The 12,267-nt window shown below is 60.5% G+C and carries 9 protein-coding genes; 5 read left to right on the top strand and 4 right to left on the bottom strand.

Annotated features, from left to right (window positions below):
- Window positions 1–135: 135 nt before the first annotated feature.
- Window positions 136–3,873 (bottom strand): glycoside hydrolase family 2 protein, encoded by a 3,738-nt coding sequence (locus tag OHL14_RS14500; protein ID WP_263380068.1) that lies wholly within the window; start codon window positions 3,871–3,873, stop codon window positions 136–138.
- Between the two features lie 54 nt (window positions 3,874–3,927).
- Here OHL14_RS14500 and OHL14_RS14505 point away from each other — a divergent pair, with 54 nt between their 5' ends.
- Window positions 3,928–4,674, top strand: a complete 747-nt coding sequence (locus OHL14_RS14505; protein ID WP_263380069.1) for a ribonuclease T2 — start codon at window positions 3,928–3,930, stop codon at window positions 4,672–4,674.
- A gap of 8 nt (window positions 4,675–4,682) precedes the next feature.
- Here OHL14_RS14505 and OHL14_RS14510 read toward each other — a convergent pair whose 3' ends face one another.
- Both OHL14_RS14510 and OHL14_RS14515 read right to left on the bottom strand, forming a co-directional pair.
- A complete protein-coding gene (locus OHL14_RS14510) occupies window positions 4,683–6,236 on the bottom strand; it encodes a phage tail sheath family protein (RefSeq protein ID WP_263380070.1) in 1,554 nt (517 codons plus the stop codon).
- Window positions 6,237–6,293: 57 nt separating this feature from the next.
- On the bottom strand, window positions 6,294–7,100 hold the full coding sequence (locus OHL14_RS14515) for a TIGR00282 family metallophosphoesterase (RefSeq protein WP_263380071.1): 807 nt from the start codon (window positions 7,098–7,100) through the stop codon (window positions 6,294–6,296).
- An 80-nt stretch (window positions 7,101–7,180) separates the two neighbouring features.
- Between OHL14_RS14515 and OHL14_RS14520 the strand changes: the two genes are divergently transcribed.
- Complete coding sequence (locus OHL14_RS14520) at window positions 7,181–8,248, top strand: aminotransferase class I/II-fold pyridoxal phosphate-dependent enzyme (RefSeq protein WP_263380072.1); 1,068 nt, start codon at window positions 7,181–7,183, stop codon at window positions 8,246–8,248.
- A 425-nt stretch (window positions 8,249–8,673) separates the two neighbouring features.
- On the opposite strand, the gene OHL14_RS14525 is transcribed toward OHL14_RS14520, so the two are convergent.
- Window positions 8,674–10,650, bottom strand: coding sequence for a lysine--tRNA ligase (locus tag OHL14_RS14525; protein WP_263380073.1), 1,977 nt, complete (start codon window positions 10,648–10,650; stop codon window positions 8,674–8,676).
- 174 nt (window positions 10,651–10,824) lie between these two features.
- On the opposite strand from OHL14_RS14525, the gene OHL14_RS14530 reads away from it, so the two are divergent.
- The 3 genes from OHL14_RS14530 to atpB are packed head-to-tail and all read left to right on the top strand — an operon-like array spanning window position 10,825 to window position 12,249.
- The gene (locus OHL14_RS14530) at window positions 10,825–11,064 is read left to right on the top strand and encodes an AtpZ/AtpI family protein (protein WP_263380074.1); all 240 of its coding nucleotides are present in this window, start codon (window positions 10,825–10,827) and stop codon (window positions 11,062–11,064) included.
- Window positions 11,064–11,474, top strand: coding sequence for a hypothetical protein (locus OHL14_RS14535; RefSeq protein WP_263380075.1), 411 nt, complete (start codon window positions 11,064–11,066; stop codon window positions 11,472–11,474). The genes OHL14_RS14530 and OHL14_RS14535 overlap by 1 nt, the downstream gene beginning before the upstream one ends.
- 40 nt (window positions 11,475–11,514) lie before the next feature.
- Window positions 11,515–12,249, top strand: coding sequence for a F0F1 ATP synthase subunit A (gene atpB / locus OHL14_RS14540; RefSeq protein WP_263380076.1), 735 nt, complete (start codon window positions 11,515–11,517; stop codon window positions 12,247–12,249).
- The last annotated feature ends 18 nt before the right edge of the window (window positions 12,250–12,267 follow it).

The raw sequence follows: 12,267 nt of genomic DNA on the forward strand, positions 1-12,267 counted from the left end.
TGGTAGCGCGTGAGGGTGTGGGTGGGCTCGGGTGGAAAGGTCAGAGCCCTGGTGGTGAGTGATGGGCTTCGGGGTTCTTCGACTTCGCTGCGCTCCGCTCAGAATGACAGGCGTTTTGATGACAAGCGTTTTGGGTTAGGTGGTGAGCCAGCGGATGGCGTTGGCGAGGAAGCGTTGCTGCATGACCGGGTGCATCGGGGGGACGCGGTGGTATAGGAGCTTGCCTTTACCGAGGCGCGTGGTGAAGGTGCCTGCGCCGATCCTGCGGTCGTGGTCGCGGGAGTAGGCTACTACGATCTCGACGGGCGAGCCGTTGGGAGCTTGCTCGATGAGCAGACCGTTCGATTGGCGGCCGGGGATCTGGTAGAAGCCTCCGAGGGCGGCGTTGGTGGGCATGCCTGCGAAGAGTGGGTGCTCGCGGCCGACGTACCAGTTGCCCATCCACGGGGCGCGGAAGTCGCCGACGTTGCCGTGGTAGGTGAAGGCTCCGGCGGCGGCGAGCTGCTGGGCACAGCCGTCGGAAAGCGTGTCGGCCTGCGGGATGACGAGGAGCGGCGTGCCTACCTTTGCGGCTTCGAGGATGGCGGGGTCGATGTGGCCGAGCTGTTTGGTCTCGGGGACTTCGCCAGGTTCAGCGACGTGGCCGGGCTTCATGACGGGCATGGATTCGCCGGTGGTTTCGCCGATCTGGCCGTCTTTGGAGGTGTGGGCGGTGATGCCGGAGGTGATGATGAGGTCGTAGTGTTCGCCAGGTTTGAAGTCAAGAATGTTGTGACATGTATATTCTCCGACCTCAGCGATTTGCTTCCGCAAAGCTTCACTGATGCCCGAGACCGCAAGCCGTCGATTTTGGTCGCACTTTAGCCAATAGCCGATGGACATTCCATATTCTTTTGCAAACTCCGTCTCAACGATGCAACTAGCCCAGATTTCTTTTGTTTGTGTCGCTAGCGGAAGGGAGGAGACTGAAAACCTAAACTGGTACAGTCCTTCTTCTCTCAGCGGTGGGGTAGTGAAAGCTTCTTGGATTAGATAGCTAAATTGGTCCGCTAGCTGGTTCTTCGGAACGGGAAAAGTCACAAGAGTGGCTCGTCGTCCATTTGGGGTAATCATCTCGAAGGTCAGAGTGCCAGTCACGGCTTTGCCGGTGTCATTGAAGAGGTATAGATCGAAGATGGCGTGACCAGTCATTTGAGGTCCGAGCGAAATAACGGTGCTGCGCTGCTTCGCGCAGGGTCGCACCGGCAGCAGGGAGCTTCGAATCAGTTCGGGGTCGGATTTGAAGTTGCGGAGGTTGTCGACGATGCCAGAGTGGTTCTCGATCGCGGTCGACTCCCAGCCGGAGATCGCGGCGAAGTCGAGCTCGTCGCTGATGCGGGCGTTCTCCATATAGTTCTGCCAGGACTCGTACTCCGTGCGGCCGCAGGCGAGGAAGAAGCTTTCGGCCGTGGGAAAGGCTTTGCGGAAGCCCCATTTGGCGATGAAGCTTTCGTAGCCAGCGATGATCTCTTCGTGGTCGAGAAGATCGTACGAGTCGCCGCCGTATCTCTTGTAGGTCTCCTTGATCTGGTGGACCATCAGCGGGTGATTGTCGGGGCGGGCGCAGCCTTCCATCTCGCCGTACTCGGTGAGGATTTCTTTGTAGGGAGCCTTGTAGGTGTAGTCGGTGGGTGATTTGTAGAAGCTGTCGTACCACTGATCGCCCGCGCCTTGATGGTTGTTCCACCAGTCGCCCCACGGCTCTTCGTCGGAGCGGTGGAGCTTGCCTTCTTTGAGGTCGGCGGACCATGGCTCGTACCATGCTTGTGCGGCGCCGCGGGCGACGAAGCCGTCGTTGAGGACGACGCAGCGGCTGGGGTCCTCGTCATGCATGGCCTTGAGGATGGCGAGGGTGTCGGGGTTTTTGAGGTCAGCACCGATCTCGTTTTGCAGGCAGTACTCGATGACGGAGGGGTGCGAGCGGTTGGCCTTCACCATCTCCACGCACTTGACGAACATGAAGCGCTGCGCGAACTTTTCGGCCTCGGTGTGAGGCTTTTCCATGACGGTGCCAGCGGCGTTGGTGGCGACGCCTGCGGGGAGTTTGCCGATGGCGAGCTTGCCTGCGCCGGGTTCCATGTAGCGGAGGACACCGAGTTCGTCGTGCTTGCGGAGAACGTCTTCCTTGGGGAGATTGCGGTGGAAGTTGAGGCAGTTGAGGCCGAGGGTTTTGGCGGCGGTGACTTCTTTTTCTGCGAGCTCGGGGACGGGGAAGAGGCCGTTGAGTCCCCAGAAGCCCCAGGAGATGGAGGTGTAGATGCGGATGCGGCGACCGTTGAGGCGGAAGAGGGCGTTGGTGCCGGAGCCGGGCTTGTCTTTCGAGGGGATGGTGCCGATGCCGTCTACGGTGAAGGAGCGAAAGCCGAAGGCGATGGTGCGGGTGTCGGTAGTATTGTCTTTCCCTTTGACCGTGAGGCGAGCGTGGTAAAGTTTGCCTCCATTCAAGTCCCAAAGACTAGGCTTCGGAATCATTGCTTTAATTTCGAAGTCGAATTGATTGCTTATGCCGCTCTTTGAAGGCGCTTGCCCGGGGAAAAAATCCTCGGCATTCGCGTTGGTCCATACCGTTCTACCTGTTTCTGGATCAATCAAGTCCAGCACTGGGTCGAGCATGTCTTGATGTGCGGATGTTTTGGTTTCGTAGGTCCCTCGCACCAAAATCGTGTTTGGCAAAGGAGTATTGAGCACATACGCATTTGTGAGTCTATGAGTGCGTGGACATTCGCTGATCGTCATGCCGCGATCAAGCCCTGCAAATCCGTGTGAGCGATAGAGGCTGAGGTGTCCCCACTTGGCGTTGGCGCCGTCGACCCAGTCGAAGCGGCCAAAGGGGTTGGTGAGGCGGATGGAGAGGATGTTGGGGCCGCCGGGGTTGGCGGCGTGGGTGAGGTCGCACTCGAAGGGGAGCTCTTCCATGATGGAGTAGCCGACGAGCTGCTGGTTGAGGTAGACCTCTGCGCGGAGGCGTGCGCCGCGGATGTGCAGGAAGATGCGCTTGTCCTGCATGGCGGTGGGGATGTCGATCTCGCGATACCACCAGGAGACGCCGAAGTACGCTCCGTTCTGCGGGATGTTGTCGTCGGCCGGAGCGACGGGAGGGGTGGTAGCCGCGTAGCGGTACTCTTCGGGGGTGTAGGGGCGGGGTTTGCCGTCGGTGCCTGCGCCGAACTTGCCCCAGAAGTGCTGCTCGACGGTGGTGGGGAGGATGACTTCTTTGCCTGCGGTGGCGGTGAGGATGGACCAGCCGCCGGTGGGTGCGTTGATGGGCAGCGGCTTGCCTTTGCCGCAGAGCTTCGCGTCTTTACCTTCTCCGACCCAGCTAACGTCTTCGGGGAGGAAGAGGTCGTCGTTCTGCCAGTCCGCTTTCGGGTCGAGCCAGAGTCGCCAGCCGGTGTCGGGGACGAGGGTGCCGTTCTCGGGCCATGCCGGAGTCGCTGCGGTGGGCGAGGCGCTAAGAACTGGGATGATCTGCGTGGCGGCGGAGGCGAGGGCAGCAGATTGCAGGAAGCGGCGGCGGGAGAGAGAGTCCATAGGTGGGAAGTCTACCGGAAGGAGCGGAAAGCTGTCAGGCAGGTTGCGGTGGATGAGGTTGGCTGTTGCAGATACAGGTCTCTTCGCTGCCTCTTCGGCGCGCTTCGCTAGATCAGCGTTCGGTCGAGAGGACAGGGTATGGGTGGAAGAGATGCAGATTCCTTCGCTACGCTGCGGAATGACAAAGGTGAGAGAGGAATGACAAAGGTGCGCTGCGGCATCGCAAGGTTTATAGAGCGGGTTGACGATGGAGCCTTTGATGATCAGGGCGAGAAGCAGATTCCCTTCGGGAATGACAAACAAAGGCAGAGTGGCGTGTAGGATGCGAGATGCATCTGAACTGAGAAGGAGAGAGCGATGATTCGGAGTTCGATGGTGTTGGCGTTCGTGTTGTTCGTGGTGGGGTGTAAGGCACCGGTCGCGGATGAGACGACGGTGACGAACACGCAGCGGACGCAGACGGGGCCGGGCGTCTACAGTGTGCGGAGCGAGAGTGTGTCGCAGCCGCGCAGCCAGCGGCGAGGGAATCGTGGTGTTGCGGCTGCGCCGGGGACGTTCGATTTTTATCTGCTGACGCTGTCGTGGTCGCCGGAGTATTGCGTCACGCATCCGACGGCGACGGAGTGCGCGGCGCATCCGGCGTTTGAGCTTCATGGGTTATGGCCGGAGAACAGCGATGGGACGTATCCGGAGAACTGCTCGAATGCGCCGGGGCCTGCGAACCCAGGGCAGTATAGCGATATCTATCCGGACCAGGGGCTACTGCAGCACGAGTGGTCGACGCATGGCACGTGCTCTGGGCTGGCGCCGGATGCGTATTTCCAGGCGGAGCGGAAGGCGTTCGATGCGGTGAAGGTGCCGTCGCAGCTCAACGGGTTGAAGAACGCGATCTCGCTGACGCCGGGGGCGATTCTCGCGGATTTCTCTGCGGCGAATCCGAGTGATCCGAGCGGCGATGTGGTGCTGGCCTGCGGAAACAATCGGCTGACAGCGATCGAGGTTTGTCTCTCGAAGAGCCTGACGGCTGTGAGCTGCGGCAGCGTGAAGACGTGCAGGGCAAACTCGGTGCGGATTACGCCGCCGGGGGCTACGAGCGATCAGTAGGTGCAAGCTTAGGCTGGCGGTGAGACAGCTTGTTGGATCTGAAGAATGACAAACTCTGCGGGCCTCAGCGGAGCGAAGCCTACGGTGAATTTGACTACGCCGTTGTCGATGTCGGTTTGTGTCGTTGTCTCTGCGTCGCATTTGACGAAGTATGCCTGCGTTGGAGTGCTGCCTTGAAACGCGCCCTGGGTAAAGAGAGTTTGAAGAAAGCTGCCGATGGACAGGCGGAGTTCTGCCCAGAGAGGTTCTCCGTTGGGTTCGAAGACGGCCCACTTGAGGCCTTCGAAGAGGCTGGTCTCGAGGAAGAGTGCAAGACGGCGGACGGGGATGTATTGGTAGGTGTCGCCAAGGGTATCGGCGCCTGCCATAGTGCGCGCTCCCCAGACTACGGTGCCATAGGCGGAAAAGGTGCGAAGGCAGTTGATGCCTAGGGGATTGAGTACGCCGTTCTGAGCATCGGTGAGCACGGACTCCAGGCCGGTCACACCGAGCAGAGGAGCCGTTACACCGGCTGGCGACTTCCAGACGCCGCGTTGGGTGTCGGTCTGCGCCCAGACTCCGGCGATGGCTCCGCTGGGGGCGCGGGTGAGTGTGGCGTTGGCCGCGAGCGGATCCGGCGAGACGATGCGGGGAAGATAGACGGCCGCGTTTTGTGCGCTTGCTGCTGCAATGCCAAAGTGATTGAGGGAGATCGCGTTGAGCGTGTCAGCCTCCAGCGCGGCGCTCCAGGCGATGGGGGGATCGACGATGAGCATGGCGCGGTTTTGCTGGCAGAGGTCGGCTGCGGCGGCCCAGACGGTTGGGTCGATATCGGTGTCGAAGGTGTCGGGCGGGATGCAGAGGGTGTTGAAGAGGCCGACTTGGTTGAGTTGGTAGATGCCCGTGTGCGCGGATGCGTCGCCAATGATGTCCTTCGAGGTGAGAGGCGTCCCGTCGAGGCCTCCTGCGAAGGTGAGCCAGCCGGTAGAGGGGGTGGGCGATGCGACCGGCGGAAGGCTAGCGTGAACAAGTTGCGACTGGCGGGCCAGCAGTATGTCGATGCGCGTGGACGACGCGGCACCCGCGAGAAGAACGTCCTGGTAGCTTTCCGTGGAGCCATTGAGCGAGATGGTTACGTGGAAGGTCGTGGGCGTGGTGCCGGGGTCGATGCGCAGACTGAGTCCGGTGGGCGCTGTTGCGGGGTGTCCCGGTGACGGGTCGGGCGTGGGGGTACTGAGAGTGTTTCCCCACGTGCCTGGAGTGATTGCGGAGAAGGTAACGCCGAAGGGCTGGGTGGTCGCGACAGATGCGATGGCTCCTGGAGCCAGCCGTATAACGATGGCTTGACCACCGCCGTTCACGTAGAAGTCGTTGACCGCATAGCCGAGGGGAAGACCTGGTTTGAGGCCACCGAAGAGGCGGGTGAAATCGGAGAAGCTGGCGATGGGAGTTGCTGTATTTACCGGCCCGAAGGCTGCTCGTCCGATGAAGGCGGTGATGCTGGTGGCCACGCCGGTGATGGTATGTGTGAGGCCTGTGAGCTCGTTGATGTAGACGCCGGGGATTTTGATGGGCAGGGGCATGGCTGTCTCCGCTGGATGGAGCCAAGTGTACGCGGAGACAGCCTTGCTGCCGTAGGTTTATTCGCCGAGCATGATGCGCTGGATGCTGTAGGCGCGGCCTGTGCCGCCATCGCAACCGATCAACGTCGCGCACATTTTCGGATTGCCCTTGGCGGCTTCGAACTTGCCGGGCATACCTGAGAGGAAGCGCTTGAGGACGAGCTCGGTTTCGACGCCGATGACGGAGTCGTAGGGGCCGGACATGCCGACATCGGTCTGGTAGGCGGTGCCGTTGGGCAGGATGCGCTCGTCAGCGGTGGGAATGTGGGTGTGCGTGCCAAGGACGGCTGTGACGCGGCCATCGAGATACCAGCCGAGCGCGACCTTTTCGCTGCTGGCTTCGCCGTGGAAGTCGAGCAGGATGATCTTCGCGCCGGAGTTGCGCTCGATGCCTGCGAGCAGCTCGTCGGCCTTGCGAAACGGGTCGTCGCAGGAGGACATGAAGACGCGGCCCTGCATGTTCATCACCGCATACTTCGTGCCGTTCGGCAGCTCTCCTTCGTAGACGCCGAAGCCCGGCGTTCCGATGGCATAGTTGGCGGGGCGGAGCACGCGGCGACCTCGCTCGTGCGAGTTCTCGAATACGGTCATGTATTCGAAGATCTCTTTCTTGTCCCAGATGTGATTGCCGGTGGTGATGACGTGCGCGCCTAGATCGAAGAGGTCTTCTGCGATGGAGGGCGTGATGCCGAAGCCGCCCGCGGCGTTTTCACCGTTGATGACGAGGAGATCGACGTCGTTGGATTCGAGGACGTGGGGAAGATGTTCGCGGACGATGTGCCGGCCAGGCGAGCCAAAGACATCGCCGACGAAAAGAATGTTCACTGTATGAGTTTACCGTTTTTTTGTTTGTCATTCCCGCAAGGGAATCTGCGTCTCTTGTTCCGCGGCATTACACTCAACGCATGATCGAGATGCAGTACAACTTTCCTCTGCTTCCGGGGCAGGGTGAGCAGTGGCAGCAGCGTTTGCGCGCGGCCGTGGATGACTTGCATGTGAACGATGCGAATCAGCTGCGCCCGACGTATCGCAACGACCAGATGGCGCTGCGTGCGGTGGCGGCAAAGTGGATCGGATCGCCGTCGGAGACGACTTGGATCGTCTGTAGCGGACATCATGGCGTGCTGGTGTCGCTGATGGCCGCCGGGCTGGCTGGCAAGACGATTGCTGCCGAGGGGATCACGTATGGCGGGATTCTGCACCAGGCGAAGTTTCTCGGATGCCCGGTGGCGGCGGTGGAGTTCGATGATGAGGGAATGACGCCGGAGTCGCTGCGCAGCGTGTGCGAGGCGCAGGAGGTGGCGGCGGTGTTTGTGATGCCGACCGTGCAGAACCCTGTCGGGTTCACGGCTGGGCTGGCACGGCGCGAGGCGATTGTCGCCGTGGCGCGGGAGTTCGACCTGGTGATCCTCGAGGACGATGCGTATGGCTACATGCAGCCGGATGCGCCTGTGGGGTATCGCGTGCTCGCGCCGGAGCGGACGTTCTATGTGCGCGGGCTAAGCAAGATCTATTGTCCAGCGACGCGGACGGGGTTTCTTGTGGCACCGGAGCGATATAAGGGCGCGATTGATCTGGCGATGATGAATACGGCTTCAGGGACCTCGCTGATTCATAATGCGGCGGCGGTGTCTCTGATTGCGGATGGCTCGATGCAGGAGTTGATCGAGCGGAAGCTGGTGGAGGGTGCTCGGCGGAATGCTGCGGCGCGCGAGGTGCTGGCGGCTGCGGCTGTGCGGGTCGCTCCGGGGGCGAAGACTGGATGGCATCTCTGGGTGTTGTTGCCCGACGGGATGGAGGCGGTAGAGGCTCAGCGGCTGTGCGCGGAACGCGGTGTGCTGGTGAGTGGAGGGCACGGGTTTGCTGCGCCGGGTGTGGTGGCTCGCGGGATGCGCGTGGCTCTGGGGGGTGAGGTGGAGTTTGAGCGGGTGATGGAAGGGGTAAAGGTCGTGGGTGAGGTGGTGGGGAGTTGAGTGTCGAGGCACCGAAAGTCTAATGCAACGCCCTTTAATATTGTCATCCTGAGCGCAGCGAAAGACCTGTTTTCGCTTGTTTAGCCAACGGACCCGGGGCGCTATCGAAACATTCTAGAGCTTTACTCGCGGGCCATCCTTCGAGACTCGGAGCAGAAAACAGGTCCTTCGCTGCGCTCAGGATGACGATGTCTGAAATTCGCATCTGGAGCGGATACAACTGCTAGAAGTTGTCATCTCGACCGAAGCATGGCAGCTTTATCGCCGTGCGTAGCGGAGAGACCCCTGTATTTTTGGCAGCGTGACGGAAAGGTACGCTCGTGCTTCGCACATCGCTACCACAAATACAGGGGTCTCTCCGCTACGTCCGCAGAAAGCGCGGACTTCGGTCGAGATGACAATTCATGGGGGTACTGTTGTGGCTGCTACTCCGCGGACTCGCCGTGGGTGTGCTCTTCCTGTGCGGTGGCCTTGGTTTGGGGGCGCATCAGGGGGAAGAGGATGACGTCGCGGATGGAGCGGGAGCCGGTGAGGAGCATGGTGAGGCGGTCGATGCCGATGCCTTCGCCGCCGGTGGGAGGCAGGCCGTAACCGAGGGCGCGGACGTAGTCGTGGTCGATTTCGGCCATGGCCTCGTCGTCGCCGTTCTTGCGGTCCTCGAGCTGCGATTCGAAGCGGCGGAGCTGGTCGGCTGCGTCGTTGAGCTCGGAGAAGGCGTTGCCGATCTCGAAGCCGCCGATGTAGAACTCGAAGCGCTCGACCCACTCAGGCTCGTCGGGCTTGACCTTGCTGAGAGGTGAGACGGCTAGTGGGAAGTCGTAGATGATCGTGGGCTGGATGAGGTGCTCTTCGGCAATATCTTCAAAGAGCGTCGCGATGATTTTCCCATACTGCTTGTCATCTTCCCATGCGTGAAGCCCATGAGCTATGACGCTTTGAAACCACTGCCGCTTAGATTCTGTCAAAGAAGCTTCAGACACTTCATGGAACAAATCCGGAGCGTCTGGATGACGTGCTTCTCGAGCTTCTTTCTCAGCACGAACCAAAAAATCAAATAAGTTTTGGGCGCTTCCAAAGTCCTCCATTTCAGGAGCTTGGCAAAACTCTCCGTGCCAAAACTGAATGATCGCTTGTCGCATGGATAAGCGTTGCCATTTCGAAAGATCGATACGAACTGGAGCTAGACTTTCGAGGATTTGTTGAGAGAAGCGCTTATTGGGGTGAGTAAAGAAAGTAATCGTGGTGTCGTTCACTTCCGTGGCTACGAACTTGATGAGCTCTTCGGTGAGGTCCATCAGGTCGTGGTAGTTGGCGTAGGCCTGGTAGAACTCGAGCATGGTGAACTCGGGGTTGTGCTGCGTGCTGACGCCCTCGTTGCGGAAGTTGCGGTTGATCTCGTAGACGCGGTCGAAGCCGCCGACGACGAGGCGCTTGAGGTAGAGCTCCGGGGCGATGCGGAGGTTCAGCGGGATGTCGAGCGCGTTGTGGTGCGTGCCGAAGGGGCGCGCGGCGGCGCCACCGGCGACGGTGTGCAGCATGGGAGTTTCGACTTCGAGGTAGCCGCGGCTATCGAAGAAGTGGCGCAGGGCGCGGAGGATGGCGGCGCGCTTGACGAAGACCTCGCGGGCGGGGCGGCGGGTGATTGTCGCAGGTTCGGGTGATGTGGTGGAGATGGTTTCGGCGGTTGTGGCGGGGCCAGAGGCTTCGGGGTTCTTCGGCTGCGCGCTTTGCGCTTCGCTCAGAATGACGGGGTTTGTGGCAGGTTCAGAGCTGGCTTCGGCGGTTTCGCCGGTGTCGGTGAAGAGGTCGAGGTAGCGGCGGCGGTAGCGGAGTTCGATGTCGCCGAGGCCGCTGAACTTGTCGGGCAGCGGGAGCATGGCCTTCGAGAGGAAGGTGAGGGTGGGCTTCTCCGGCGTGGCCGGACCGACCTTGAGGGTAAGCTCGCCGGTGCGGGTGCGCATGAGCGAGCCGCTGACGCCGATGTGATCGCCGAGGTCAAGCAGCTTGTACAGCTCAAAGGTGGGTTCGCCAACGTCGTCCTTGCGGACGTAGAGCTGGAGGCGCTCGCCGTTCTGGAGCAGCGTGGCGAAGCCGGCCTTGCCCTGCAGGCGGATGGCGACGATCCGGCCCGCGACGGCGATCTCAGCCTTCTGGGCTTCGAGCTCTTCGGCCGTGGCGTTCGCGTAGAGCGAGCGGATCTGGGGGACGTCGATGCCTTCTGGCACGAAGCGGAAGCTGTTCGGATAGGTGGCTTCGAGCGGCTTGAGGCCGTTGGCGGCGCCGAGGGCGGCGATCTTTTCGAGCTTTTCCAGGCGCTCGTTGTAGAACCGCTGTTCGAAGGCGGACTCGAACTGGGCTTCGAACTGGTCGGGGAGAGGCGTAGCGGATTGGTTTTCAGGCAAGGACAAAGTTTGAGGCTCGTTTCGTGCAGATTCGTGATGTCCAGTATATCGGCGTTGGTGACGTGGCAAGCAAAAAGCAGATCCTTCCCCTTCGGCTTCGCTCAGGGTCAGGATGACAAAGTTTGAAGCTGGTGGCTACCGGTTTGAACGACTGAGGTGTTACGGTTTAGAGCGATGGCTGATGACGGCAAAAAGGACAACGGTTCGTTGAAGGACCTGGTGAAGGCTGAGTCGATGATTCAGCTGGCGCTGGCGCTGCCTGCGGGATGTCTGATCGGCGCGCTGGCCGGGATGTGGCTGGATAAGCACTTTCATACGAGCTGGATCGCGGTGGCTGGAATCATTTTGGGAGCTGTCGCGGGTTTCGTGCAGATCTACAAGACGGCCTCAGGCTACATGAAGCGGGGAGACTGATGGCAGGGCTGGAAGGTTTTACCGAGGACGATGTTCGCTCGACGCTGGTGCGCACGCTGAAGCTGCTGGCGGCGATGACGGCGGTCGGGATGGTGGCGATTGGCTGGAAGCTGGGCTGGGCGAGCGCGCTGCTGCTGCTGGTCGGTGCGGTGATCTCGGGGTCTGGGCTGTGGGAGTGGATGAAGCTGATGTCTGCGGTGATGGCGCGGATGGATGCGGGTGGGAAGGCGAGGCCGATGGGGCTGATCCTGAGTGGGTTCTTCCTCAGGCTGGGCTTAGCGATTGCGGTGCTTTATGTTAGCGTTAAGTATCTGCATGGTTCCGTGATCGCGCTCGCCGTAGGTCTCGGATTGGGGATCGCTGCGCTGACGTTCGAGGCCTTGAAGATGGCCAGGGAATGGACGCTGTAGACGGTTTCTGCGGCCACAGAGCTAAAGATCTAAGAGACTTATGCCACATCAATTGTTTTTTACGAAGATTCTGAACGACCTTTTTGCGCGCCCGGTGGATGCTCTGCTGGCGATGGCTCACCAGACGCCGAAGCATCTCGATGCGCCCATCACGAACACGTTCGCGATGGAAGTGCTGGTTTTCCTGGTACTGGTTGTGTACTTCATCTCGATCCGCGCGACGCTGAGCGTGGAGACGCCGGGACCGGTGCAGCATCTCGCGGAGATGACGCACGGGTTCATCAATGACCAGGGTGAGTCGATCATCGGGCATGGTCACGAGAAGTTCACTGGCTATCTGACTGCGCTGGGTCTCTTCATTGTGATGTGCAACCTATTGGGTCTAGCTTCGCCTTGGCTTGAGTCGCCAACAGCGAACCCGAGGGTGCCTCTCGGGCTCGCGCTCGTGACGTTTGTGTATTACCACATCTACGGTATCAAGGCGAACGGCTTCGGCTACGTGAAGCAGTTCCTGGGACCGGTCTGGTGGCTCTATCCGCTGATGCTGCCGATCGAGATCATCTCGCACCTGGCGCGTATTTTGTCGCTGACGGTTCGTTTGTACGCGAACATGTTCGCAGGTGACCTGCTGACGCTGGCTTTCTTCTCGCTGGTGCCGCTGGGAATTCCGCTGCTGTTCCTTGGTTTGCATCTTGGTGTGGCCATTGTTCAGGCCTATGTGTTCGTGCTGCTGGCGATGATTTATCTGTCGCTTGCGGTTTCGCACGACCATTAGAGAGCTTTTGGTCGGGGA

The sequence above is a fragment of the Granulicella paludicola genome (assembly GCF_025685545.1).
GTDB classification, from domain to species: domain Bacteria; phylum Acidobacteriota; class Terriglobia; order Terriglobales; family Acidobacteriaceae; genus Granulicella; species Granulicella paludicola.